Origin of the sequence: Tannerella serpentiformis (assembly GCF_003033925.1) — a bacterium.
Lineage (GTDB): Bacteria > Bacteroidota > Bacteroidia > Bacteroidales > Tannerellaceae > Tannerella > Tannerella serpentiformis.
Genome location: NZ_CP028365.1, coordinates 923,239 through 947,893 on the forward strand (window position 1 = coordinate 923,239; position 24,655 = coordinate 947,893).

21 protein-coding genes and 1 tRNA gene are annotated in these 24,655 nt (G+C 57.1%); 5 read left to right on the forward strand and 17 right to left on the reverse strand.

Features of this window, described 5'->3' with window-relative positions:
- Window positions 1-53: 53 nt before the first annotated feature.
- The 6 genes from ltrA to C7123_RS03865 form a co-directional block, all read right to left on the reverse strand.
- Entirely contained in the window at window positions 54-1,721 is a 1,668-nt protein-coding gene (gene ltrA, locus C7123_RS03830) for a group II intron reverse transcriptase/maturase (RefSeq protein ID WP_069175835.1), read from the reverse strand.
- A gap of 1,202 nt (window positions 1,722-2,923) precedes the next feature.
- The gene (locus tag C7123_RS03845) at window positions 2,924-3,379 is read right to left on the reverse strand and encodes a DUF1896 domain-containing protein (protein ID WP_069175837.1); all 456 of its coding nucleotides are present in this window, start codon (window positions 3,377-3,379) and stop codon (window positions 2,924-2,926) included.
- A 37-nt stretch (window positions 3,380-3,416) separates the two neighbouring features.
- Window positions 3,417-4,640 (reverse strand): site-specific integrase, encoded by a 1,224-nt coding sequence (locus tag C7123_RS03850; RefSeq protein ID WP_069176422.1) that lies wholly within the window; start codon window positions 4,638-4,640, stop codon window positions 3,417-3,419.
- Window positions 4,641-5,026: 386 nt separating this feature from the next.
- A tRNA-Ser gene (locus C7123_RS03855) sits at window positions 5,027-5,113 on the reverse strand.
- Between the two features lie 75 nt (window positions 5,114-5,188).
- Window positions 5,189-5,785 carry a uracil-DNA glycosylase family protein gene (locus C7123_RS03860; protein WP_069175838.1) on the reverse strand — a complete coding sequence of 199 codons (597 nt, stop codon included), beginning with the start codon at window positions 5,783-5,785 and terminating at the stop codon, window positions 5,189-5,191.
- Window positions 5,782-6,954 carry a proline dehydrogenase family protein gene (locus tag C7123_RS03865; protein ID WP_069175839.1) on the reverse strand — a complete coding sequence of 391 codons (1,173 nt, stop codon included), beginning with the start codon at window positions 6,952-6,954 and terminating at the stop codon, window positions 5,782-5,784. The genes C7123_RS03860 and C7123_RS03865 overlap by 4 nt, the downstream gene beginning before the upstream one ends.
- A gap of 677 nt (window positions 6,955-7,631) precedes the next feature.
- Between C7123_RS03865 and C7123_RS03875 the strand changes: the two genes are divergently transcribed.
- The 5 genes from C7123_RS03875 (at window position 7,632) to C7123_RS03895 (ending at window position 15,550) form a co-directional block, all read left to right on the forward strand.
- Complete coding sequence (locus C7123_RS03875) at window positions 7,632-8,459, forward strand: GLPGLI family protein (RefSeq protein ID WP_069175841.1); 828 nt, start codon at window positions 7,632-7,634, stop codon at window positions 8,457-8,459.
- On the forward strand, window positions 8,456-11,047 hold the full coding sequence (locus tag C7123_RS03880; protein ID WP_069175842.1) for a TonB-dependent receptor: 2,592 nt from the start codon (window positions 8,456-8,458) through the stop codon (window positions 11,045-11,047). Before C7123_RS03875 ends, C7123_RS03880 begins: the two co-directional genes overlap by 4 nt.
- Before the next feature lie 787 nt (window positions 11,048-11,834).
- Complete coding sequence (aspS, locus tag C7123_RS03885) at window positions 11,835-13,589, forward strand: aspartate--tRNA ligase (protein ID WP_069175843.1); 1,755 nt, start codon at window positions 11,835-11,837, stop codon at window positions 13,587-13,589.
- Window positions 13,590-13,600: 11 nt separating this feature from the next.
- Window positions 13,601-14,698 (forward strand): Nif3-like dinuclear metal center hexameric protein, encoded by a 1,098-nt coding sequence (locus C7123_RS03890; RefSeq protein ID WP_069175844.1) that lies wholly within the window; start codon window positions 13,601-13,603, stop codon window positions 14,696-14,698.
- 3 nt (window positions 14,699-14,701) lie between these two features.
- Window positions 14,702-15,550: a zinc ribbon domain-containing protein gene (locus tag C7123_RS03895; RefSeq protein WP_237269273.1), complete on the forward strand. Its 849-nt coding sequence runs from the start codon at window positions 14,702-14,704 to the stop codon at window positions 15,548-15,550.
- 331 nt (window positions 15,551-15,881) lie between these two features.
- On the opposite strand, the gene C7123_RS03900 is transcribed toward C7123_RS03895, so the two are convergent.
- From C7123_RS03900 to rpsF, 11 genes are all read right to left on the reverse strand, one after another.
- Window positions 15,882-16,634: a radical SAM protein gene (locus tag C7123_RS03900; RefSeq protein WP_083206960.1), complete on the reverse strand. Its 753-nt coding sequence runs from the start codon at window positions 16,632-16,634 to the stop codon at window positions 15,882-15,884.
- Complete coding sequence (locus C7123_RS03905; RefSeq protein ID WP_069175845.1) at window positions 16,631-17,458, reverse strand: hypothetical protein; 828 nt, start codon at window positions 17,456-17,458, stop codon at window positions 16,631-16,633. Before C7123_RS03905 ends, C7123_RS03900 begins: the two co-directional genes overlap by 4 nt.
- Before the next feature lie 36 nt (window positions 17,459-17,494).
- The gene (locus C7123_RS03910) at window positions 17,495-18,913 is read right to left on the reverse strand and encodes a hypothetical protein (protein WP_069175846.1); all 1,419 of its coding nucleotides are present in this window, start codon (window positions 18,911-18,913) and stop codon (window positions 17,495-17,497) included.
- A 429-nt stretch (window positions 18,914-19,342) separates the two neighbouring features.
- The gene (locus C7123_RS03915; RefSeq protein WP_069175847.1) at window positions 19,343-20,212 is read right to left on the reverse strand and encodes a 4-hydroxy-3-methylbut-2-enyl diphosphate reductase; all 870 of its coding nucleotides are present in this window, start codon (window positions 20,210-20,212) and stop codon (window positions 19,343-19,345) included.
- Window positions 20,213-20,215: 3 nt separating this feature from the next.
- Window positions 20,216-20,914, reverse strand: coding sequence for a (d)CMP kinase (cmk, locus tag C7123_RS03920; protein ID WP_069175848.1), 699 nt, complete (start codon window positions 20,912-20,914; stop codon window positions 20,216-20,218).
- A complete protein-coding gene (locus C7123_RS12865) occupies window positions 20,886-21,155 on the reverse strand; it encodes a hypothetical protein (RefSeq protein ID WP_159049828.1) in 270 nt (89 codons plus the stop codon). The genes cmk and C7123_RS12865 overlap by 29 nt, the downstream gene beginning before the upstream one ends.
- A gap of 65 nt (window positions 21,156-21,220) precedes the next feature.
- Window positions 21,221-22,225 carry a type IX secretion system protein PorQ gene (porQ, locus tag C7123_RS03930; protein ID WP_069175850.1) on the reverse strand — a complete coding sequence of 335 codons (1,005 nt, stop codon included), beginning with the start codon at window positions 22,223-22,225 and terminating at the stop codon, window positions 21,221-21,223.
- Between the two features lie 506 nt (window positions 22,226-22,731).
- Window positions 22,732-23,340 (reverse strand): WbqC family protein, encoded by a 609-nt coding sequence (locus tag C7123_RS03935; protein WP_237269274.1) that lies wholly within the window; start codon window positions 23,338-23,340, stop codon window positions 22,732-22,734.
- Window positions 23,341-23,436: 96 nt separating this feature from the next.
- On the reverse strand, window positions 23,437-23,886 hold the full coding sequence (gene rplI / locus C7123_RS03940) for a 50S ribosomal protein L9 (protein WP_037982859.1): 450 nt from the start codon (window positions 23,884-23,886) through the stop codon (window positions 23,437-23,439).
- A gap of 24 nt (window positions 23,887-23,910) precedes the next feature.
- Window positions 23,911-24,201 carry a 30S ribosomal protein S18 gene (gene rpsR / locus C7123_RS03945; protein ID WP_069175852.1) on the reverse strand — a complete coding sequence of 97 codons (291 nt, stop codon included), beginning with the start codon at window positions 24,199-24,201 and terminating at the stop codon, window positions 23,911-23,913.
- Window positions 24,202-24,220: 19 nt separating this feature from the next.
- The gene (rpsF, locus tag C7123_RS03950) at window positions 24,221-24,586 is read right to left on the reverse strand and encodes a 30S ribosomal protein S6 (RefSeq protein ID WP_037982864.1); all 366 of its coding nucleotides are present in this window, start codon (window positions 24,584-24,586) and stop codon (window positions 24,221-24,223) included.
- Window positions 24,587-24,655 lie beyond the last annotated feature (69 nt).

Consider the following 24,655-nt stretch of genomic DNA (forward strand, 5'->3'; position numbering starts at 1 on the left):
CATACGGCTCAAGCTTTTCTAAATCCCTATTCTTATATAGAGACCGGCTCATATTACTTGTTGTTGTCATTGGATTTGTGGGATAATTTGAAACATTCATCATGAACCAATAGATTGCACTTTCGCCCATTTTGGACGGTAGGCATCACATTCCATGCCTTGTGCGTGTCTATCGGCTCACCGCATATTGGACATTTTCTTCCTTGCTTTTCCCATAGGTAAAGCAAAGACTTACGTCCTTTCAGTGAAACAAGCATTTTCGACTTCATTCTTTGGTTGAAGTATAAACGACAGTCCACGTCAAACGGATTCATATCCCCTTTTATCTGCGTATATTGCAGAAAAGGGAATGAGGAAGCCAAAGTCAACAATGTGAGTTGGTCTTCCTTTCCATTTGACTTCTTGAACTTGGCAGCAAAAGTCCAGCTGTTACCTCGGATATTATGCCAGTAGCGGTCTTTAATCCATCGCTTCCCTTTCTTGGAGTGGCGACGTTTAGCCCATTGCCATAGGGAGAGGAATATCTGATGGTCAACTCTGTGAAAGGAGTCACGCGTTGCGCCATGCTGATAGTAAGCTCCCCATCCTCGGATTTTAGCATTCAACATTCTGATTAAGGACTCCTGCCTGCACCCCTTGTTGCCTTTTATTACCTTACGGATATTCTCCATAAAGCGTTTTTCGGCTTTCTTGGTAGGCTTGGTCAATATTTCATTGCTGTATTTGCGGATATTGAAACCGAGAAAATCGAAACCGTCACAAATATTGGTTATCACCGTCTTTTCTTCTGATAAGGTCAGACCTCTTTCAGACATAAAGTCGGCTACCAATGGCTTTATTTCCTTTTCAAGTGTTTCACGGTTCTCGCAGGTAATTATAAAGTCATCAGCGTAGCGGACAAGATTCACCATTGGCGAATATAACTTGCCTTTGATTCTAACTCGTTTATATTTCTCTGCAAGGACTTTCTGCAATCCGTCCAATGTCATATTGGCAAGCGTGGGAGAGATAATGCCACCTTGTGGTGTTCCCTCCTCTGTCGGGAACATCTGTTTGTTGAAGATATAGCCGCATTTCAGCCACTTACGGAGCATTGCCTTATCCATAGGGATGTTGGCAAGCAGCCATTCATGGCTGATATGGTCGAAGCACCCCTTTATGTCACCCTCCAGAATCCATTCGGGAGAATAGCCTTTCCGGAGAATGTTATGACATTGCTGAACAGCATCCATACAGCGGCGTTCCTTGCGGAAACCGTATGAACGTGTGTCGGCTGTTGTTTCCGACACTGGTTCCAATGCCATGAGGTAGAGTGCTTGCATGGCTCTGTCTTTCATTGTCGGTATTCCCAACGGTCGCAGTTTGCCATTACTCTTTTTGATGTGGACTCTTCTCAATGGCTTCGGCTGATAGCCTCTGCGTTTGAGTTCGCTTATCGCTTGTGTTTTTGCTTCGGGTTTCTCCCATGTTTCCATGTCCACCCCGGGGGTGTTGCCACCTCCGTTGGAAGTAACTCTCTTTACGGCTAAGGCTTTTGCGTAAAAAGAGTGGGTCAGCGTCCACTGCAAGGCTTTCACCTTGCCCGTTCTGCCTTCCTTCTGAGCCTTTACAATACGCGCTTGTAGCTTTCTGACAGCCAACTCCGCTTCAGTCCAGTCTATTCTGTCCCAAAGTGTTTGCTGATTGTCAGCAGGCGCACACGATGTCTTGTTGTCGTTCATTTGCTTTCCTCCTTTTAAAAGTTCTAAAAGTTAATTGTAAAGAATCACCATTTGATGACATTCGGTTTGTTTGTCTACCGAGTGTCATCACAGAAGTTTGCCCACTTTCGTGTCGGATGATGTTACCCAAATCAACCCGTGATGTCGGCTCAATCCGTATCCGCTCCATTACAGAACGGCATTCGCTTTTTCTGCTGTCTTATACCTGCACACCGTTCGGCTTCCATTGCTGTCAGCTCACCCGTCATTTTGACATGACGGGTGATATACAGGCTTACCATGTTCCACATAGATAACTAACGGATAGGTTAGGTTCTGTCTCATCCTCCGTCGGTGCTTATATCCGTGTAATCCTACCTTGGAGAGGATTAACCGACCGCTTCCCTTTTGGGGATAGTGTACCAGTATCTTACACTCTTTCGTGACGTTACGAAGTTTACTGACAGTTCGCTTACGCTAACCATACTATCCAGTCTCGCCACTCTACGGTATGATACTAACCGTGCTTGACTTTCCCTCACGGTTCTGTCTTGTCTTACGAAAGTGTACTTTGTCCCGACCGCTTAATACAACGTTAAGGTGCATTGGTCGGTAGGCTACCGCTGACGGAACAGCGGGTTAAAGCTGATACCCATAAGTATCATTTCAACAATTATCTATGCGACTTCATGTCGCACGCAAGGAGCGTCAAGATGGCAGTCCATTCTTCCGAAACGCCTATGGCTTTCAACGCCACAATACAGACGACGATCCAAACGATTTTTTGCGGTAATGCGAGGAGGCGTCGTTTCGTTTCAAATCCGTTTTGGGGGTGATAAGATCTTTCCGTTTTCATCGTGCTGACATTTTTTTTGCGTTCAAAGCTCGGAGTATGTCGGTTTCGTTTCGAGGGCAACAAAGGGCAGACGATGAGGGGATAAGGCAAGGCTCTACGCCGATAAAATACGCTGTGAAGCAGGAAGATTTTATCGGTGGCGAAGGCTTTGGGGGCGTTCGGCCTTGACGTCACCCTTATCGTCTGCTGACCTTTGCCCGAAGACAAGGAAACCGACATCGGCTCCGAGCCGCGAACAAAAAGTGGAAGCAGGGAAACTCATAGAGGGAAGATCCTCGGAATTGGGTATGCAGGTATCGGGGTCAGAAAAACGGCCGCAGCGGAGTACCACGGCCGAATGAAAAACGGGATGCAGAAGGGGCGGAGGCTACGAGAGCACTTTCACGCCGTCCGCTTCGAGTAGTTCGACGATGACGCCGGTCAGTTCAGTGTAGAGCTGGTCGTACTCCGAACTGCCGTCGAAATCGTCGCCCGGCTCGTACTTCGCGATGGTCTCGCGGATAGTGTCACTCTGCAACAGCCGCAGCGCAAAGTCCGCGGCGCGTTCAGGCGGAACCACGTTGGCAAACTCGTTCTCGATGATCTGCTCGAGCGTGTAGTACGGCGAAAAATGCAGTCCTGCGAAGAGGACTTCCGTAGCGATATACCCGGCCTCGAGAACGGGATAGCCTTGCCGGAAAGCGTCTTCATAGGCCTGCGCCGCGGCGTCCGATCGGTCGCGGATAAATGCCTCGTCGGCCAGCCGTTCGGGGTGATAATCTTTCAAATAGGACTCTAATCGCAGTCGGTAATAGGAGAACTCCTTCTTGTTTGTTGTTTTCATATCGTGTTTCTGTTTTTGATGTGACTTGGCTATTGTATCAGATCCCCATCGCGGAGTTGAACTTACCGAGCTTCTCGGACAGTTGCTCCATGTCGTGTTCGATCTTCTTGTTCGTGATGCGGGCGTAGATCTGCGTCGTGCGGATGTTCGTATGGCCTAACATCTTGGAAACAGATTCAATGGGGACGCCTTTGCTTAGCGACATGGTGGCAAAGGTGTGGCGAGCGAGGTGGAACGTCAGCTTCTTCTTGATCCCGCAGAGGTCCGCGATCTCCTTGAGGTACGAATTGGTCTTCTGATTCGTCAGGACGGGAAAGAGCTTGCCGTCCCGATACGTCTTGTGGCTGTACTTCGCGATGATTGCTCTCGGGATGTCGAGGAGCAGCACATTGGTCTCCACGCTCGTTTTCTGTCGCTTGGTCATGATCCATTGTTTGTCGTCCATCGTCACAATGTGGTCGGGCGTGAGGTTGGCCACGTCGATGTAGGCCAGTCCGGTGAAGCAGGAAAAGATGAAGATGTCCCGCACCAACTCCAGTCGCTGGATACCTAAATCCTTGTTGGCTACTCGGAGGATCTCTTCGTCCGTCAGGAAGCCTCGATCTACCGGCTCCATGTGAAAGCGGAGATTGACGAAGGGATCATGGTGGAGAACGCCAAGCTTTCCCCCGAAGAGAGTTATGGTCTTGAAAGTCTTCAACGTCTTGGTGGCCGTGTTGGGCGCTTGCCCGACGGTTGTCCGAAGGTATAGATCGAAATCATGGAGCACGACGTAGGTCAGTTCGGAGAGCTTTAAGTCGGTGCGGCTGTACTTGCTTTTCAGGAAGGTCGTAAAATGCTTTTTGCATACGTTGTATTTCTGCAATGTCGCGGAAGAAACCGACACGCCGACCTGCTTCTTGACATCGGTAATATGCCTGTCAAAAAGCTCCATGATCGTACCGATGTCCTCTTTCTTTCCGAGGAACTCCATTTTGATGCGCTCCAAGGATAGATAATCACCCAGCTCCATTCTCCTGAAGATGTTTTGCAATCCGTTTTGAATGTTATCCAATTCGAGATTGATGCTGAGCACTTCCGTGCTTCTTCCTTTCACACGTTCCTTCTTGCCATCCCATTGAGATCGAAGGATGGCTATACCGGTAGAGCCGAGCGAGAGGCGCTCGTTGTTGAGATAAATTCTCAGCATGACGGGTACCTTCCCGTCTTTGTTCACGTAGTTGCTTCTGAGATAGAAAGCGGTTCTGAATATGGTCTTCATACACATGACTGTTTTTGGCTGCAGTCATGATCTTCAGAAAAGAAGTGTAGCCAAGGCCTCTGCCAATTGTAGCCGGATACAGTGTTTTGGCGCAAACTTTTTCCCTTCGATCACGCTTGCAAAGTTCTACATAGATGACTGAAAAACAGCTGTATATGAGTGCTCCCGACGTGCTCTCTACGGACTCTTGGCTACAATTTTCATTTGGCCGAAAAAGTTGTAGCCAAATTGTAGCCGTTGGGGAGTATTTTGAGCGTTTCGGCTGCTTCAATACGTGCTCTGAAAGATAGGTAGGCACAAAAGAAAAGTGCCATAACTCCTTCAAGTTATGGCACTTACATTTCCCCTAAAAAGTCTCTGAATGCTTTTTTTCAGAGTACCTCAAGCGGAAGGAGGGGGATTCGAACCCCCGGTACGGTAACCCGTACGACAGTTTAGCAAACTGTTGGTTTCAGCCACTCACCCATCCTTCCTTACTGACTCAGCAGTGTGGCTTGTTTCAAAAAGACGGGGCAAAGATAGACCCGTTTTCCATTTACACAAATGTCTCACTTCAGCCCCATCTCTTCAAACATCCGCCGATATTTCTCGGCCTTCTTCTCCACCGAAAGCGGATAGGCGCGCGATGACGAGGGCATACGATAGAGTCGGAAATGCCGATCGTCTAACGCAGCGTCCGTCCATTCGCCCGTCTTCGGAGGTGGTGAGGGTGCCGAGACGAGTGTCAATAGCGTGTCGAGCGCCTTTTGACCCGTTACGGCGATGGCGCGGCAGGACGGAAGCAGAGCCAGGGTCTGCCGAAGGTCGATCGGGCGAAGTACCTCGAGGAACTTGTCTGAGGCGTTGCCTTGGAGGCGACTGACCTCCATCGCTGTGTCCCAGATGGCGATGCCACGCTCGGTGAGAAAACGGCGGAGTTCGGCCTCGCGAAACGCATGTCCATCGTCGGTAAGGAAGTGCGACTTGTCGCCGAAGAAGACTAAGCCGAAGATGCGCCACATGTCGTTCTGAAAATTGGGATAAAAGAAGTCCATCCGCCAACGCTCACGCGGCGGAGGAAAGCTGCCCAGCATCAGCAGCCGGGCACCCTCCGGTGCAAAAAGCGTCAGGGGATGGACTTCCCGTGTGCGTTCCTCCACGGTCATTTCGCCCGCTTGCGGCGGTCGGTTTCGAGGTTAAGCATGTTCAGCTCGCGGGTGGTCTGTCCGGCCACGGAGGTGTTCTCCTCTGCGCGGCGGAGGAGGTACGGAAGCACGTCGCGCACCTTGGCGTAGGGTACGTATTTGGTCACGTTGTAACCCGCGTGGGCGAGGTTGAAGGAGATGTTGTCGCTCATGCCGAGCAGCTGGGCGAAAAAGATGCGCGGATCGTCATGACGGAGACCTTTCTTCTCGATCAGCTTGGCCAGGCGATAGTTGCTCTCCTCGTTGTGTGTGCCCATGAAAAGCTCGAAGTGGTCGAGGTTTTCGATGACGAACTCCACGCCTTGGTTGTAGTTATCGTCGGTGGCCTGCTTGTTTTTGCAGATCGGGTCGGGGTAGCCCATGGCGGCGGCACGGGCGCGCTCGTCCTCCATGTAGGCACCGCGGACGAACTTGATGCCTGCCGTATAACCCTTCTCCTTGGCGTCCTCGAGGATGCGGCGGAGGTATGGCATGCGATCGTGGCGATACATCTGGAGGGTGGCGAAGACGATGGCGCGGCGCTTATTGAACATACGCATGGCCTCGTCCGTCATGGCGTCGATGGAATCCTGGAAGCAGTAATCTTCGGCATCGACGAGGATGCGGACATCGTTATCGTAAGCGCGTTGGCAGAGGGCGAGGAAACGCTGGTGATAGGCCTCGTGAGCGGCTTTCTCGTCGGCCGTCAGTTGGTCGGGATGTTCGGAGGCTTTGGCGAGCAGGGCATCGGTGGTGAGGGTGGAGGGCTTGAAGACGGCGTAGGCGATGTCCGGGTTGCCCTTTGCATTGTCCACCGAGCGGAGCGTCTCCTTCATCGTGGCCTCGATGCCCTCGGGGGTCTGCTCACTTTCGGCCGAATAGTCGAGTGTCGACTTGACGCCGAAGCGCCTCAGCCCAGCCACGGTGCGGGCACAGCCTTCGATCGTTTCTCCGCCCACAAATTGCTTGTAGAGCGTCGGTTTCACGATCCACCCCAGCGGGAAGTGGATCCCCAGCGCAATGTTCGTCCCAAGCTTTGCCAACTTCACCAACCCGGGGTGTTTGATGGTGCCAAACAGCAGGCGGGCGTTTCTCAGTTCACTGTCTGATTTCGCCTCAAAGGCGATCTGAGTATCATTAAAATCTAACATATAGGTACTTGCTAAGCGATTTGAAATCGGGCCGAATGTATTCCGTTTTCCATAACGCCACCCTCCCCCCCGTAACAATTTTCTCCCGAGGCGGCCCTGCGCGCTTATGATCTACAATCAAACGGGGTGAAAAACGACCGGCTTATATACCCGCAAAGCCTCTGAGAAAGGCTTGCCAGACGCCCCCTCCGGCGTGTGATCCGAGTCGGAGACTCCGAAAAGGCTGCGCAAGGCTTGCATGATCATTTCGGAGACTGTGAAAAGGCCGAGCAGGTGTTGCATAGTCACGCCGCACACTGTGAAAGGGCTGTGCAGGTGTTGCATAGTCCCGCCACACACTGTGAAAGGGCTGTGCAAGGGTTGCATAGTCACGCCGCACACTGTGAAAGGGCCACGCAAGCGTTGCATGGTCGTTTCACACACTGTGAAAGGGCTGTGCAGGTGTTGCATGGTCATTTCACACACTGTGAAAGGGCCGCGCAAGCGTTGCATGATCGTTTCGCACACTTTGCCGGTGCCACGCAGGTGTTGCACACTCGTTTCGCACACTGCGACGGCCTGTGCAAGGGATGAAAGAGACCTTTCAGGATGGCTCCCAAACGGCTTCGCAGCGTCCGGGAGATCATTTGAGGCTGAATGCATATCGCTATCTATGCACCCACTAACAGATATACAGTATGAATACACGAATTCCAATCATTTGTCTATTGATGGCCGGCTGCATGAGCGTGTCGGCCCAGCACGCGGCGCAAGGGAAGTATGCGTGCATCTATGAGTACGACGTGAAAAGTGCGGACGGAAACGTCGATCGGGGCACCACCCTGTTGCAGATCGCCGATGCCTTTGCGGTGTTCACGGATTATTCGGCCTTTCAGCTCGATTCGGTCGCTCGGCAGCCGGGCGCGTCGGAAGTGCAGCGGAAGGAGATGGAGGAACGGGTGGAGCGAAACGACCACTTTTTCGATCAAGCAGTCTATCAGAACGACCCGAGCAATCGCCTCACGGTGCACAGCGTGATCGCCCCTTATCGATACACCTACGAGGAGAAGATCAACCCCATCGCTTGGCGCCTTGTGGACGAGGAGAAGGAAGTCTGCGGCTACCCTTGCAAGAAGGCGACCGGGACGTACGGCGGCCGCGAATGGATCGCGTGGTACGCCCCGGAGGTGGCCATCCCCTTCGGGCCTTGGAAGATCGTCGGGCTGCCCGGCCTGGTGATGGCGGCCGAAGATGCGGCAGGGGTGCATCGCTTCACCGCCATACAGTTTCGGGCCGCGTCGGGACCTGTCGTGACGGGCGAGCTGCCCGATGAAATCAAGACGACGCGCGAGAAGTTCATCGAGGCCAAGAACCGTTTCGAGCAGAACCCCATGGCCAATCTGCCGCCCGAGGCGCTGTCGGACATGACGATTCGCAAGAGGGAAGGCGGGCAAAAGTCAATCTTCGTCAACGGGGTGCAGCTGCGCATGCGGGCTAACGGATACACGCCGCTGGAAGTCGAATGAAGTGGCTCTTGTTCCTCGTCTTTGTGCTGACCGGAGCGCTTCCGCTCCGCGCCGGGCACACGTTACGCGGCACCGTCGCGAACGCCTCGGGCAAGGCCGTCGAGGCAGCCACGGTGGAAATCGTGGATCGCGATAAGACCATCGCCTATGCCTTTACCGATGCGCAGGGCGGTTACGTTGTCACGTATGAGGCCGACGCCGCGCAGCAGCTCCGGATCGTCGTCTCGCACCTCTCTTACGAAAAGCACACTGCGCAGATCAACGTCGGGGACAAGCGTCACGATGTGCGATTGAAGGACAAGAACAAGTCCCTGCAAGAGGTCGTCGTCAAGGCCCCCGAGGTGTATCAGCGGGGCGATACGCTGAACTATCGGCTGAGCGCCTTCACCGGGGCGGCCGACTATACGCTCAGCGATGCGCTGAAGAAGTTGCCGGGCGTGGAGGTGTCAGACGAGGGCGCCATCAAATACCTCGGGAAAGACATCTCCGACTTCTACATCGAAGGGCTGGATCTGCTCGGCGGGAAATACAACGTAGCCACGCAGAGCCTCCCCGCCGCGTACGTGACGTCCGTGCAAGTCCTCACGAACCATCAGCCGGTGAAGGTGGACGAGGCCGCGTTTTCTGACGATGTGGCGATCAATATCAAGCTCTCCAGACACGCCAAACTGCGGCCCGTCGGCACGTACGAGGCGACCGTCGGGCGAGGCGACAAGACGCGCTACTATCTCGCGGGGGCGGGCATGCTGTTCAATCCCGGCTTCCAGCTGCTGGCGGCCCTGAAGCTGGGCGATACGAAAGAGTTTGCCGAACAGGAGGGCCGCGATCATTTTGCGGACGACGCCTACACGCCCGTGGCTCGAGCGGTGTTGGGCGAGCTGAATGCCTCCCATCCCCCGATCAAACGGGAGCGATACATCTCCCCGCAAGACCATGCCTTGAGCCTGAACCTGATCCAAAAGCTGCGCCCCGAGGCCACGCTGAAGGCGAACGTGGGGTATGCCCACACCCGCACAGGGCACAGTTACGCCTCCGAACAACGCTTCCCCACCGACTCAGAGCCGATCACCATCGCCCAGCAGTATGCGCCCGACGTGGAGAGGCATCTGCCCTTCCTTTCGATGGAATACAAAGACAACCGCTCGAAGCGCTACCTCGTGAACCGCCTCACGGCCGGCGCTACGCTCCTGGATGCCTCGCTGCCGATGTCGGACGGCACGTGGGGCGCGTCGTTACAGCGTGAGAAGGGCCGCGAGGCCAACGTGGAGAACCGCTTCTCGGTGCGCTGGAAAAGTGAGAAGCTGGGCTGGGGACTCGCCTCGTTCGTCCGTTACAACCGCACGCCCGAGGGACGTCTCGACATCGCTACGAGCGACGGCGAACGCCTGACGCAACGGGCCACCGGTCGGCATTTGCTCGTCCGAACCACGCTCTCGGCTGCGTACGAGACGCGGACATCACGCCTCTACCTGCCGCTGACGGTGGACTATGGCGCGGACCGCTTGACGACGGCTTTGCAGCAGGATACCGTCGCGGCCGACAATCTCTTGGACGGCGCGTCGCTGCGCATCCTCCTCTCCCCACAATACGAATACACCCACCCGCTGCGGCGATTCATCTTTCGCGCCTCCACCACCCTGGGCGGCGTGTTCCAGGACTACATCAACCGGGGGAGCCTCCCCGCGACTTATCGGACGGGCCGATGGACGGCCGCCCCGTCGCTTTACTTCTACTATGCGCTCTCGCCGCGATCCATCGTCCGGCTGCAGGGGGCGTATGCGGAGACGGACGGCGACTTGGCCGACTTGCTCACCGCGCCCATTCGCAATCGCCTGACGTCCGAGCGGCGTGGCCTCGGCCTGCTCGCCCGTAGCCGCACGCTCTCCGCCCGGGCCGATTACGACTTCAAGCTGCCCCTCGAAATGCTCTTTTGCTACGTCGGCGCCTCCTATGTGCAGCAGCGCAACAGCCTGATCCCATCGCTGGCGGTCAGTCCGCGGTTGATCGAAGCGACGGCCCACTGCATGCCGCATCATACGCGCCACGCAAGCGTCTACTTCGGCGTCACCAAGCGCTTCCAGTCCATCGGGACAAAGGCGGCGCTCAACGCCGGCTTCACGCGCGGCCAGCAGGCGATGATCCAAAATGAACGGCTGTACAATTACCGACTGAGCACACTTTGGTTCACCCCGACCGTCGTCGCTAAGCCCTTCGGCGACCCCGTAGAGCTGGCCTACAGCTACCGCTTCGTCAAGACTTTCAACCGCATCCGCAGCGGCCGCACGTCGTCGCATCTCTCGCAGACGCACGACATCCGGCTGCATCTCCAGCCCGCCGCGGCATGGCTCCTCACGGCCTCGTCCGACATCACCACCGAGGCCTGGCCCACCGGCCGCCCCGTCACGGCCACCCTCTTCGACCTCGGCCTCACCTATCGCCACCGCGCCTTACGCCTCAGCCTCGACCTGCGCAACGTCTTCAACCGTCGGCATTACAGCTATTCGCTTTTCAGCGCCGTCAACACCTACACCTATAGCTATCGCCTCCGCGGCCGTGAGCTGTGGCTCACCGCTTCGCTCACGCGATGACGTCAGGCGTCGCCTCCATCGCTTGGGGAAATGCATGCAATTCCAAACAGCTTCTTGAGATCTACGTACGGGCGTTCTGCTCGCTCGTCGTTATGTCGCTTGGGAGGAGTCTCTGGGTCGAAAGCGACGCCAGAATGTCGCATGACGGAGCCGCTGGCACGCAGGCGCCTCAAAATGCCGCATGACGGAGCCGCTGGCACGCAGCGACGCCAAAATGTCGCATGACGGAGTCGCTGGCACGCAGGCGCCCCAGAATGTCGCATGACGGAGCCGCTGGCACGCAGGCGCCTCAAAATGTCGCATGACGGGGCCGCTGGCACGCAGCGACGCCAGAATGTCGCTTGACGAGGCCGCTGGCACGTAGCGACGCCAAAAAGTCGCTTGACGGAGCCGCTGGCACGCAGCGACACCAAAAAGTCGCTTGACGGAGCCGCTGGCACGCAGCGACGCCAAAAAGTCGCTTGACGGAGCCGCTGGCACGCAGCGATGCCAAAAAGTCGCTTGACGGGGCCGCTGGCTCCCAGCGACGCGAAAAACTCGCTTGACGGGTCCGCTGGCACGCAGCGGCGCCAAAAACTCGCTTGACGAGGCCGCTGGCACCCAGCGACGCCAAAAAGTCGCTCGGGCGGGCCGACTCCTTGCGTCGAACTCACAATCTGAAAAAGGTCAGCGCCAGAGGGTGAACGGAAGTTTACGCGCTTGCGCCGATTCCGACTGAATGACTTTCCCAAGCGGACTTATCTTTGGCGCCGCTTATCCAAAGACAATCATTACACATCATATTTATATGTACAGGACAAATACTTGCGGCGAGCTGCGACTGACCGACGAGGGACGGACCGCGACGCTGGCCGGATGGGTACAGCGTACCCGAAAGATGGGCGGCATGACGTTCGTCGACCTGCGCGACCGCTACGGCATCACGCAATTGGTGTTTAACGAAGCCCTCAACGCGCCGCTCTGCGAGCAGGCCAACAAGCTGGGGCGAGAGTTTGTGATCCGCGTGACGGGCACCGTCCGCGAGCGCTCGAACAAGAATCCGCACCTCGCCACGGGCGAGATCGAGCTGATCGTCGATGAGTTGGAAGTGCTCAACCCGGCGCTCACCCCGCCGTTCACCATCGAGGACGAGACCGACGGCGGCGACGATCTGCGCATGAAGTATCGCTACTTAGACCTCCGTCGGCAGGCCGTGCGTAAGAATTTAGAGCTGCGCCATCGCATGGCGCTCGAGGTGCGCCGATACCTGAACGACCTCCATTTCTTGGAGGTGGAGACCCCCGTTTTGGTCAACTCCACGCCGGAGGGCGCGCGCGACTTTGTTGTGCCCTCGCGCATGAACCCGGGGCAATTCTATGCCCTGCCACAGTCGCCGCAGACGCTCAAGCAGCTGCTGATGGTCTCCGGTTTCGACCGCTATTTCCAGATCGTGAAATGCTTCCGCGACGAAGACCTCCGCGCCGACCGTCAGCCGGAGTTCACGCAGATCGACTGCGAGATGAGCTTCGTGGAGCAAGACGACGTCATCACGCTCTTTGAGGGCATGGTGCGCCACCTCTTCCGCGCCGTCCTCGGCGTGGAGTTCTCCAGCGAGGCCTTCCCGCGCATGACGTGGCACGACGCCATGAAGTATTACGGCTCCGACAAGCCCGACCTGCGCTTCGGCATGCGTTTCGTGGAGCTCACCGACCTGATGCGGGGCCACGGATTCGGCGTCTTCGACCGTGCCGACTACATCGCCGGCATCCGGGCTGAAGGCGCAGCCACCTACACGCGCAAGCAGCTCGACGAACTGACCAAGTTTGTGGAGCGGCCGCAGATCGGGGCCAAGGGTCTCATCTACGCCCGCGTGGAGCCGGACGGACACGTCAAGTCGAGTATCGACAAGTATTTCACCCAGGAGCAGCTGCAGGCCATGAAGGCTGCCTTCGGCGCCGAGCCGGGCGACCTGATGCTGATTCTCTGTGGCGAGACAGACAAGACGCGCAAGCAGCTCTGCGAGCTCCGTCTGGAGATGGGCAACCGGCTCGGGCTGCGAGATAAGTCGCGGTTCGAATGCCTCTGGGTAGTCGACTTCCCGCTGTTGGAGTGGAGCGAAGAAGACCAACGCTTCTACGCCGTGCATCACCCCTTCACCTCGCCCAAGCCGGAGGACATCCCGCTGCTTGAGACCGATCCCGGGGCCGTCCGCGCTAATGCCTACGACATGGTCATCAACGGTGTCGAAGTGGGCGGCGGGTCGATCCGTATCCACGACAGCAAGTTGCAAGACAAGATGTTCTCGATACTCGGCTTCACCGAAGAGCGCGCCCAGGAGCAGTTTGGCTTCCTCATGAACGCCTTCAAATACGGCGCCCCACCCCACGGCGGCATTGCCTACGGCCTCGACCGTGTCGTCTCGCTCTTCGCCGGCCTCGACTCCATCCGCGACTGCATCGCCTTCCCGAAAAACAATGCGGGCCGCGACGTCATGCTCGACGCCCCGACACCGCTTGAGCCAGCACAGCTCGAGGAACTTCACATCGACGTGAAACCGGAATAACCGCACGCGCCATGCTGCTCATCAGAGATGTTTTACGTGAAATAGAGCGCCTCGCACCGACCGCGTTGCAAGAGTCGTACGACCATACTGGCCTTCAGGTGGGCGACGTCAACCAGCCGGCGCGTGGCGCACTGCTCTGCGTCGACGTCACGGAGGCCGTGGTCGACGAGGCCATCGCCCACGATTGCAACCTCATCATTGCCCACCATCCGCTGCTGTTCCGCCCCCTGCGTGAGCTGACGGGTGCGGACTACGTGCAGCGGTGCGTGGCCAAAGCCTGCCGGAACGACGTCGTGATCTATGCCGCCCATACGAACCTCGACAATGCCACGGGTGGCGTCAACTACAAGCTGGCCGAGCTGATCGGGCTACAGAACACGCGCATCCTGCATCCGCTGTCGGACGGCCTGCTGAAGCTCGTCACCTTCGTGCCGGAAGCGCACGCCGATGCTGTGCGCGCGGCCTTGGCCGACGCCGGTGCGGGCCACATCGGAGCCTACGACGCATGCAGTTTCAGCACACCGGGCGAGGGGCGATTCCGTGCCACGGAGGGCTGTCAGCCATACGTCGGCACCGTCGGCGCGCTGCATGTCGAACCCGAGGTGCGCGTAGAAACCATCTTGCCGCGCCATCTGCGCAGCACCGTGGTGCGGGCCTTGCTCGCAGCGCATCCCTACGAGGAGGTGGCCTACGATCTCTATCCATTGAGTAACGCTTGGTCGCAGGCCGGATCGGGAGCTGTCGGTGAGCTGGTGGAGCCGATGAGTGAGGCGGACTTCCTGCATCACTTGAAGAGCGTGCTCCATGTGCCCTGCGTACGCCACTCCGCGCTGCGCGGTCGGCCAGTGAGGCGCGTGGCCCTCTGCGGTGGAAGCGGCGCGTTCCTTTGGCGCGACGCCGCAGCGGCAGGTGCGGATGTGTTCGTGACCGGCGAGGCGAAGTACAACGACTACTTCGACGTGGCGGATAGCCTCCTCCTGGCCGTCGTCGGGCACTATGAGAGTGAGCGATGCACGGTGGATTTGTTTCACGAAATCATCTCCTCGAAACACCCTACTTTTGCACTACGAAACTCAGAAACAAGCATTAATCCCATAACATATTTATAGCGTATGACTACGAAAGAAGAAACGTCAGTGATGAATGAGGCCGAAACGCCGACGCCCGAAGTGGTGGAAACAGCTGCCCCAACCCATACCCCCGCAGCTGAATACCGGGAGCTGACGGTCGAAGAGCGGCTCCGATCACTGCACCATTTGCAGGCGATCATGTCGGAGGTCGACAAGCTGAAAACCCTGCGTGGGGAGCTGCCGCTGGAAGTGCAGGACTTGGAAGACGAAATAGCCGGACTGGAGACGCGCATTAAGAATTATCAGAGCGGCATTGAGGAGAATAAGGCGAACGTGCTGGCGCAGAAAAACAAAATCTCGGAGTCGAGAGAGCTGATCGAGCGCTACAAGTCGCAACTGGACAATGTGCGTAACAACCGCGAGTTCGACAACCTGACGAAGGAAATCGAGTTCCAAGGCCTCGAGATCGAGTTTGCCGAAAAGAAAATCCGCGAGTTCAACGCCGCCGTAGACGCCAAGAAGCAGAAGATCAAGCAGAGCAAGGAAGTGCTCGAAGGGCGCAAGGGCGATCTGGCGCAGAAGAAGAGCGAGCTGGATGAGATCACCTCCGAGACGCGTCAGGAGGAGGATCGCCTGCGCGACAAGGCCAAGGCGCTCGAGACGACCATCGAGCCGCGCCTCCTGGCAGCCTTCAAACGTATTCGCAAGGGCGCCCGCAACGGGCTCGCCGTGGTGCCCATCGAACGCGATGCGTGCGGCGGCTGCTTCAACAAAATTCCGCCCCAGCGACAGATGGACATCAAGCTGAGGAAGAAAATCATCGTCTGCGAGTATTGCGGCCGTATCATGATCGACCCCGATCTGGCCGAAGAGGGGACTCCCAACACCTGACCCCCGCGACTGATCACCAAGAATTGCAGCGCCGCCCTGTCGGAATCCCTTCCGGCGGGGCGGCGTTGTGTTATTGAGGGAGGGAGTGGTCGGCGGTTAAGCCAGCAGGGGGCCTCGAACCTGTTCGGGCCGCAGCGTCCAATCCGATGGGAGCCAACCGCCGAACCCGACCGGCCCCATACGCCGAGCGGTATTGGGCCTATCCACCCGAAGCGAGTGGGCCTACACGCCCCATGGGGTGGGGGCTGTCAGGCAAACGGTCTTGGGCGCATCATGCAAGCCCGATCGGACCCACTCTGCCATCCGGTTTTAACTCCCGCTTCCGTAGCCGCTAACTGCCACAGCGTTGCCACGTTACACGCGAGAGGGCGTCCAGCAGGCCGGCATGATCCAAACTGTGGAGCGGCGCCTTACCTCCGGCATAGCTGCAGGAGTTCACCTGCTTGTCCCACGAGATGGAGACGAAGCGCTCCGGGCGCAAACAACGCGTCAGGCAGGCAGGCGCCTGAAAGGGCTGTCGGCCGGCGACTTCGGCCAACTGCCGGGCCGACGGGGTACGGTCGGGCCGACGGGGTACGAGGATGATCTGCTGGCGGGTGAGTAGGCCGAGAAAACGCGCGAAGACGGCCGTGGCGTCCGGTAGCCGATCAGATTCAACGAGCAGGTTCAGCCCGGGCTTGATGGGCGTTGCGGCGAGGCGACGGATCAGGCCCTCCACGCGACGGACTTCGTCGGCGTCGTGCGGGCGGTGGATGGTGACGTGAATCTTGTCTGGCGCATCGCGTAGAAGTTGTAGCCAGACGGCGTCGTGCTCCAGTGGCAGTCCGTTCGTTGTGACCGTGAGGTAACACCGAGGGTAGAGCGCGCGGATGATGTCGAACACCCCGTCGTACTCGAACGGTTCGCCACCTCCGAGCGAGACGGCCCGCACGCCGTGCGCTATGCAATCCGTGGCCAGGCGGATCACCTCCGACGGGCGCCACATGGTCGCTCCCTCCGGCCGGCTATGGTTGTAGCAGAAGGGGCACTGCTTGGAGCAATAGTTGCTGAGGTCGATGGAGATTTGCTCGATCATTTCAATCATGTAGGGATATAGTCCTCCTCACGCGGCAGGGTAGAGAGCGAAATTCCGTCTCCCCCATAGAGCCGACAGGGGGTATGCTGGGCGATTTGGATGTATCGTTTCTCGGCAAAGCGTCCGGGAATGCGATGGATGCGCGACCTAAATTCCTCCGGCACCTGAGAAAGTTTCACCGGATGGCGGGGCGTGAGGACACGCTCCGAGAGTTCCTCCTCATTGTAGGGCTGTTGGTAGAGGTAGTAGGGTAGGGATTCGAAATTGAGCCTGAACTTCTTGCCCGATTCATCTGCCTTATTGTCATCGATCGACAGGTATTTACAGGAGAGGTAACGGAAAATAATGCCTCGGTCGATGAGCTTTCGGATCACCGATTGCGGATCAAGCAGCGGATTGTCTTCCTCCTTCTCTATATGCTTGAAACAATTATAATAATCGACGAGGTACAGCCCTCGCACCCTCGACACACATTTCTCGACGGTCAACTCCCCTTCGCGGCAGAGTGCCAAAAATTCCTCTTCGCGCGAGGGATTGATCTGGGTGATACCCTCATCCCAATATTTTTCCTCATCCGGAGTGTTGACTTCATGGATCAAATTTTCTAAGACCTCATCAAGCTGATCATCCGTTAGGGAAAAAGTGATGTAGTCGTCATCCCTGTCTGTGGTGCTGGGCCCAAAAAGTAACTTATCGAACCATGTGTCAGGCACGTCCACGGGAATAGGGCCATTATTTTCGAACTGTATGATGGCCACGTTGTCGTCGTCGTCCACCATGTACCAGGCCGTGGACATGGAGTGCGTGGCGGGATATTCTTTGTCTGTCTTCATCGTTGTAAGGGGGTAAATAAGTGGGACTAAAATACGCTATCGACGCGAAGGATCTTTCACGTAAAAGGAACGGTCTACGAGGTCATGCACTTCCCCGCGGTAGGGCTGCTGTGCGTAATGCTCAATCTCGGCGGCGTAGCGCTTGCGCTCAGAGAGGAGATAGATGGGGTACGTCTCGCCGTCGATTTGAACACGATGATCGGTGATGGGGTAGACTTGCTCAAAGACTGCCTGCGCATCATCATCCAGCAAGAGCACGTGCGGCCTGATCCAGCGAACGACCCAATCTGGATACTTGCAATCCGCAAGCAGCTGGGCCAGCACCTCGTCGGTGAGGCTCTTGGCAGCTGCGCTATCGTAGTCATAGTGTGCGTACTTCTTCGGCAGCCTGGGGACATAGGGAATCCACATCGTGTGGCGAATCAGCCTGTCCGTATGCTCGAACGCCTTATCGATGAGGAACCATCGCTTCTTCGGATCGCCAATCATAACGACTGTCGGCTGGTGGGTCAGTGGGGCATTACGAATGTTTTGATACCAGTCTTCTGGATCCGGCTCCTCGTAGCCTTCACTCGGATCCGGACGCCAGCCATACGACTCCCAGCAGGGGATATGACAAATCACCTCGCGCCACTGCCCATCCTCCATGGGGAGAGTCGTGAGCGACCAAATCTCATAGGAATAAGTCAGTTCGTCATAGCCATACACCTTGCAGAAGGTATGCTGGGCGATCTGGAGGTACTCCTTATCGGCAAAACGTCCGGGGATGCGGTGGATGCGATGGCGAAAATTTTCCGGTACTTGGGACAGCTTCACCGGGTGATGCGGCGTAATCATTCGTTTGGCCAGATGCGCGACCCAGTAGGGTTGATAATAGATGTAATACGGCGCAGCCTCGTAGTTCTTGGTGTACTCCATACGACGAGTTTCTTTGTGATAGATATCGTCGAACTCAAACTCTTTCATCTCGTAGGCCGCAGTAAGGATGTCGCCAGCTATCATTTTCTGCAATACGGAACCCTCCTTGATCTTACCCATCTGGATACAACGATCAAAATCGGCAAGGTAAAGTCCCTTTTGCTTCGATACAATCTCTTTGATGGGCACACCGCCTTCACTACAGAGCGCCAAAAACGCGTCTGTTTGCCTGGGGTCGATCTGAAACACCGTCCGATGCCACCAATAGCTGACATCCTCCAGCGAGCAGGGGGCGTCAAGAAAATCGGGCAAGAGCTCCTCGATTTGCTCTTCGGTCAGCTCGATAGTCGTTTTACAGCTATCGGAAACACCCGTAGGTGGGCCAAACAGTAAATCCTCTGTAGTTGCCTCGGGCACATCCCAAGGCACGGGACCGTTTTCGTTATACTCAATGATGGCCACGTTGTCGTCGTCGTCCACCATGTACCAGGCCGTGGACATGGAGTGCGTGGCGGGATATTCTTTATCAAGTAGCATGGGGTGGGGCGGATTATATAAAACGATTCTTTTGATCTGCTCCGGGGAGCCTAAAAGGGGCTTGGAAGTTTCTTCCTGGCAACCCCCAAGAGCATTTAGGTGCTTGGAAGTTTCTTCCTGGCAACCCCCAAGCGCTTGGAAGTGCTTGGAAGTTTCTTCCAGACAACCCCCAAGAGCATTTAGGTGCTTGGAAGAAACTTCCACGGGGCTAAAAGCACCGGGGGACCCTCTGGAAGAAACTTCCACGGGACTAAAAGCACCGGGGGACTCTCTGGAAGAAACTTCCACGGGGCTAAAAGCACCGGGGGACCCTCTGGAAGAAACTTCCACGGGACTAAAAGCGCCGGGAGATCCTCTGGAAGAAACTTCCACGAGGCTAAAAGCACTCGGAGGCTCCCTGAGAAGAATCTTTTTTGGGAGCCCCGAGGTTCAGGCATTGAGTGTGCGGATGCGTTCGGCCACCTCTTCCATGAGCCACTTGGGCGTGGAGGTGGCGCCGCAGACGCCGACGCTGTGGACGTCAGGCGGAAGGGGCTCGGTGATCTCGGCCGCATCGGAGATGAATACAGAGCGGGGGTTGGCCAGCCGACATTGGTCGTAGAGCATTTGCCCGTTGGAGCTTTTTTTGCCGGCCACGAAGTAGACGTAGTCGTGCCGCGCGGCGAAGTCGCGGATGGTAGAGAGGCGGTTGGAGACTTGGCGGCAGATGGTGTCGAAGTAGCGGAAGGTGACGCCCGCGGCGAGGTGCGCACGGATCAGCTCGACCGTCTGGCCGAATCCCTCGAGCGACTTCGTGGTCTGGGAGAAGAGGTAGATGTCTCGCGAAAAATCGAGGCGAGTCAGAGCCTCTTCCGGGTGCTCGATGACGATGGCCGTGCCGTCGGTCTGGCCCACCAGGCCATTGACCTCCGCGTGGCCTTTTTTTCCGTAGATAACGAGCTGCGCGGGGGTGCCTTTGATCTCGTTGTAGCAGCGGTGGATGCGCCGCTGGAGCTGGAGAACGACGGGGCAGGTGGCGTCGATGATCCGGATGCGGTGCTCGCGGGCCAGGCGGTAGGTGGAGGGCGGCTCGCCATGCGCGCGAAGAAGGACGGTGCGTCCCTCGAGCCGCGAGAGGTCGGCGTGCTCGATGGTGTGTAGGCCGATGGAGCGGAGGCGGTCGACCTCCAGGCTGTTGTGGACGATGTCGCCGAGGCTGTACAGCTCGTCCGTCTGCGTCAGTTCGCGCTCGGCGCTGCGGATGGCGTTCACGACGCCGAAGCAGAAGCCCGAATCCTGGTCGATGGTTACGTTCACCATACCTTATTCTCCATCCGTAGCCTGCCGAAAGAGCTGCAGCAGACGTTCGCGCTGCCCCTCGATCGTCAGGTGGGTGTTGTCTAACTCGATGGCGTCCTCCGCGCGACGCAGGGGGCTCTCGGCGCGCTCCATGTCGAGGCGGTCCCGCTCGCGCACATTGCGGAGCACCTCCTCCATCGACACGTCCGTGCCCTTGGCCCGCAGCTCATCGACGCGTCGCTGGGCACGCACCTCGTCCGAGGCGGTGACAAAAACTTTCAGTTCGGCCTGGGGGAAAACGACCGTGCCAATGTCGCGTCCGTCCATCACCAACCCTTTTTCGCGGCCCATCGCCTGCTGCTGCGCCACGAGTGCGCGGCGGACGAACGGCAGTGCAGAAACGCGACTGACCAGCGCAGACACCTCCATGCCGCGGATGTCGGCCTCGACGTTCTGACCGTTGAGATGCGTCTCCGAGCGTCCCGTCGCGGGGTTCACGCGGAAGGTAATGTCGATCTCGCCCATGCGCTGTTCGAGTGCAGCGGCATCGACCGCCCCGTCGGGGCTCAGCAACGCGTGCCTGAGGGCGTAAAGGGTCACGGCGCGATACATAGCGCCGGTATCTATATAGGCATAGCCGACCTCACGGGCCAGCTCGCGCGCCATCGTGCTCTTACCGCACGACGATAGGCCATCAATGGCTACAATTATTTTCTTTGTCATAGTGAGTTAGGGGGTACTTTTTCTTTGATTCTCTTTCCTCGTTGTCTTCTTTGATTCTCTCCTTCTTGTCTTCTTTTCTTCCCTTGATGGAAGAAAAGAAGCAAAAGAAGATCAAGGCCTCTGCCGAGGCCGGGGAAGTTTGGACCGGGTACTTCTTTTCCTTGATGATAATTAGCGGAGAGACTTTAGAGAGTGGCGCAGATGCAAGGCGTCCGAGACCGAAGGCGAAGGGAGTATACATGAGTATATGGCCGAGCCTGAGTTTGTCGAAGGCAACGCAGCAGATGCGCTACTATATAAAGTCTCTTATGGGTTGTCGTCATTGAGCGATATCCCCAACCCCAACATCAGCGACATCGCTGAGGGGTGATAGCGTGCAGCGGAGATGCTGACGTCGAACCGCGAGACGTGTAGCCCCGCACCCATCGAGAATCCACCGAGCCGATTGCCGCCGTCCTTGAGCCGCATATCCATGGCTTCTTTGGGGTTATAGCCCACGCCAACCCAAAAGTTGTTCGAGGGTACGAAGTCGACACCAAAGACGAGGTGCTTGGCCAGCGTAGCGACGAAGCTATCGTCCACGTTGCGCTCCGTGAGCGTCTCGTCGACGTACTTGAACTTCCATTGATTGAGATACATGCCCGTAACCGATAGGCGTATCGGGGCGTGGGCCATGCGCTTGGTGAATCCCAGCTGGATGTCCCACGGCAGGCGACTGCGACGCGAATCGTAGGCCTTGAGCTGAGCGCCGATGTTCTTCAGCGCGATGCCGACGGAGAGGTCTGCCTCCTCGTCGAAGTAGCTAAGCCCGGCGTCTGCGGCCAGTCCGAAGGCCGAGTATTCGGCGATGGCGGAGTAGAGGACCTTCATCGACAACCCACCCCGCCAACGATCCGAGAGGTCGTAGGAATAGGTGGCACTCAGGCCCGCGTCGGAGGCCGAGAAGTGGCCCGAGAGGTTGCGCTGCGCATCGGCCTCCTTCATGCTCCCGTAGTTGATGTACGAGAGGCCGACGGCCCACGCGCCGCGGTCGCCGTGGGTGCGTGTATAGATGGCGCTACCGACGTGGATACCGCCGATGTAGTTCATATAGCTCAGCCCCACCATGCCGTTCATCTCGCCCCCCAGCAACGCGGGGTTGTGAAAGACGAGGGCCGGATCGGCCTCCACGAGCGAGACCGTGTGCCCCCCCAGTGCGCCGGCCCGGGCCGACATGGGGAAACGTAAAAAGCGGAACACTTCGTTGCCCTGCTGAGCCGCAAGGCAGGCGGGAAAGAGGCATAAAAGCCCGATCAACCGTAGAATCTTCATCTTGTCTTTGTCTAAAATATCGGTGGCAAAAATAGAGCAAAGCCCCCGGGGCAGCGGTGGGCCTCACCCTTAACGGACAAAGGCGCCAGGTATTTCCTTTCGGGGCTGAAAAGAGGGGCTCGGGAGGGGCGGTCGAGGGTCGTTGGGTGAATGATCGTGAGGCAACGGCGCCAACTAAGGATCAATGGAGGTGTTTCTTTGAGTAATTTTCACCGACGACCTGCCAACGGTGAAAATTACTCAAGGAAATTCCTCCAAAAGAGGTCGGTTGGAGGAATTTACTCGGAGAAATTCCTTCAAAAGAGGTCGGTTGGAGGAATTTACTCGGAGAAATTCCTTCAAAAGAGGTCGGTTGGAGGAATTTACTCGGAGAAATTCCTTCAAAAGAGGTCGGTTGGAGGAATTTACTCGGAGAAATTCCTTCAAAAGAGGTCGGTTGGAGGAATTTACTCTGAGGAAGCGGCCCGGCGAGAGGCCTCCCTCCCCCCAGAGCGAACGTGCATGGGCTATAAATACAGCACGCTCTCGTTCCCCATATTGAAGAGCAGGTCGACGATGCTAAGGTCGGGCTGGAAGCCGTGCTTGCGCCCAAAGACTTGGTAGTAGGGCCGCGGCGGCGGCAGGTCGGGGTGCTCGGGGCGTGGCGTACGCGGCGTGAAGGCCTCGCGCAGGTCGTCCGCCACGGACCCCGGGGGCATGTACGCCTCGGTCAGGCCGACCGTCGGGCTGATGTCGAGCAGCTCGCAGACGAGCGACTGGAGCGCCATGTTGTAGTCGATCAGAAACGTGTAAGGCCGCTCATAAAACGGCGCGAAGTCGTCGGCGTAATACTCGAAAAAGGGGCTCATGCCGTAGGCCGAGACCAGGGCTTGCCAGTGCAGATGGCGCCACCGACCGTGGTCGGAGATGCGGATGTCGCGCGTAGGCGCCTTGGGGTTGTCAGGCCGTACGACGGGCACAGTGAGCGCCTGCACACCGCCGGCGGTGGCGATCAGGCAACGGTTGCGGAGCGTCTGTTTCGGGTAGTGTTCCCAGGCCTCGATGCGCACCTCGGCGGCGCGGTGCATGAGGCGGTAGTAGGGGATGGGGCCTAAGTAGGCGGTGGGGAGGAGCATCTGTTGGGGTGCAAAAAAAGAGAGCGCCCGAACGCTCATGTTCGGACACTCTCTTCTGCTTCTATCCGGTTTCTGGAAAAGACTCCGGGTGTGGGGTCATGCCTCCGAGATCACCTCGAAGGGGATCTCCACCGACACCTCCTTATGGAGTCTCACCGTGGCGTTATACGAGCCGATTTCCTTCACTGCGTCTTCCTTGATACGGATGATCTTACGATCGACCTCGAAGCCCAGCTTAGCCAGCTCTTCTGCGATTTGAATGTTCGTCACCGAGCCGAAGATCGTACCCGTGGAGCTGGTCTTGGCGCCGATGGTGAGCGATACGCCCTTCATCTTTTCGGCCAGTGCCTCGGCTTCTTCCTTGATCTTGGCAATCTTGTGAGCGCGCTGCTTGAGCACTTCTGCGAGCACTTTGCGGGCAGACTCTGAGGCGATCACGGCCTTCCCCTGCGGGATCAGAAAGTTGCGTCCGTAACCGTCCTTTACGTGTACGATATCGTCTTTGTAGCCCAGGTTGGCTACGTCTTCTTTCAATATAACTTCCATAGTTCTGTTTCGCTTTAACGGGGGTTATTTCATCAAATCGGTTACGTAAGGCAGCAGGGCCAAGTGGCGAGCACGCTTAACGGCCTGGGCCACGCGACGCTGAAACTTCAGCGAGGTGCCGGTGATGCGTCGGGGCAGGATCTTGCCTTGCTCGTTGAGGAACTTCTTGAGGAAGTCGGGATCCTTATAATCGATGTATTTGATTCCGCTTTTCTTGAAGCGGCAGTACTTCTTCTTCTTGACGTCTTTCGACATCGGGGTCAGGTAGCGGAGTTCAGACTGGTTGTTACCTGTGGGGGTGTTTGTCGTTGCCATGTGGTTTAATCCTCCTTGTTTACTGGTTAGCTTTCTCTGCCGATTCTCTCTCTTTCGATGCCTTCAGGCCGCGGCGCTTGGCTGCGTACTCAGCGGCGAACTTGTCCTGACGGAAGGTCAGGAAGCGGATCACACGCTCGTCACGGCGGAACTGCGTCTCCAACACTTCCACGGCTTCGGGTACGGCCTTGAACTCAAGCAGCCAGTAGAAGCCCGTCGTCTTCTTGTCGATCGGGTAAGCCAGCTTCTTCAGCCCCCAATTCTCTTCGTTCACAATCTCTGCCTTCACTGTCCCCAGTGCGGCCTTCACTTTGTCTACCGCTTCCTTTACCTGTGCTTCAGATAAAACGGGAGTTAAAATGAAAACGGTTTCGTAATTGTTCATATGTGTATTACTTACGCTTAAAAAATTCGGCCGCAAAGATAGATATTCGACTTACCTGCACAACCGTCA

Bases quoted from the DNA above. Each gene is read 5' to 3' on its own strand.
- ltrA (WP_069175835.1), bottom strand. From the start codon at position 1,721: ATGAACGACAACAAGACATCGTGTGCGCCTGCTGACAATCAGCAAACA.
- C7123_RS03845 (WP_069175837.1), bottom strand. From the start codon at position 3,379: ATGAAAACAACAAACAAGAAGGAGTTCTCCTATTACCGACTGCGATTA.
- C7123_RS03850 (WP_069176422.1), bottom strand. From the start codon at position 4,640: ATGAAGACCATATTCAGAACCGCTTTCTATCTCAGAAGCAACTACGTG.
- C7123_RS03860 (WP_069175838.1), bottom strand. From the start codon at position 5,785: ATGACCGTGGAGGAACGCACACGGGAAGTCCATCCCCTGACGCTTTTT.
- C7123_RS03865 (WP_069175839.1), bottom strand. From the start codon at position 6,954: ATGTTAGATTTTAATGATACTCAGATCGCCTTTGAGGCGAAATCAGAC.
- C7123_RS03875 (WP_069175841.1), top strand. From the start codon at position 7,632: ATGAATACACGAATTCCAATCATTTGTCTATTGATGGCCGGCTGCATG.
- C7123_RS03880 (WP_069175842.1), top strand. From the start codon at position 8,456: ATGAAGTGGCTCTTGTTCCTCGTCTTTGTGCTGACCGGAGCGCTTCCG.
- aspS (WP_069175843.1), top strand. From the start codon at position 11,835: ATGTACAGGACAAATACTTGCGGCGAGCTGCGACTGACCGACGAGGGA.
- C7123_RS03890 (WP_069175844.1), top strand. From the start codon at position 13,601: ATGCTGCTCATCAGAGATGTTTTACGTGAAATAGAGCGCCTCGCACCG.
- C7123_RS03895 (WP_237269273.1), top strand. From the start codon at position 14,702: ATGACTACGAAAGAAGAAACGTCAGTGATGAATGAGGCCGAAACGCCG.
- C7123_RS03900 (WP_083206960.1), bottom strand. From the start codon at position 16,634: ATGATTGAAATGATCGAGCAAATCTCCATCGACCTCAGCAACTATTGC.
- C7123_RS03905 (WP_069175845.1), bottom strand. From the start codon at position 17,458: ATGAAGACAGACAAAGAATATCCCGCCACGCACTCCATGTCCACGGCC.
- C7123_RS03910 (WP_069175846.1), bottom strand. From the start codon at position 18,913: ATGCTACTTGATAAAGAATATCCCGCCACGCACTCCATGTCCACGGCC.
- C7123_RS03915 (WP_069175847.1), bottom strand. From the start codon at position 20,212: ATGGTGAACGTAACCATCGACCAGGATTCGGGCTTCTGCTTCGGCGTC.
- cmk (WP_069175848.1), bottom strand. From the start codon at position 20,914: ATGACAAAGAAAATAATTGTAGCCATTGATGGCCTATCGTCGTGCGGT.
- C7123_RS12865 (WP_159049828.1), bottom strand. From the start codon at position 21,155: ATGTATACTCCCTTCGCCTTCGGTCTCGGACGCCTTGCATCTGCGCCA.
- porQ (WP_069175850.1), bottom strand. From the start codon at position 22,225: ATGAAGATTCTACGGTTGATCGGGCTTTTATGCCTCTTTCCCGCCTGC.
- C7123_RS03935 (WP_237269274.1), bottom strand. From the start codon at position 23,340: ATGCTCCTCCCCACCGCCTACTTAGGCCCCATCCCCTACTACCGCCTC.
- rplI (WP_037982859.1), bottom strand. From the start codon at position 23,886: ATGGAAGTTATATTGAAAGAAGACGTAGCCAACCTGGGCTACAAAGAC.
- rpsR (WP_069175852.1), bottom strand. From the start codon at position 24,201: ATGGCAACGACAAACACCCCCACAGGTAACAACCAGTCTGAACTCCGC.
- rpsF (WP_037982864.1), bottom strand. From the start codon at position 24,586: ATGAACAATTACGAAACCGTTTTCATTTTAACTCCCGTTTTATCTGAA.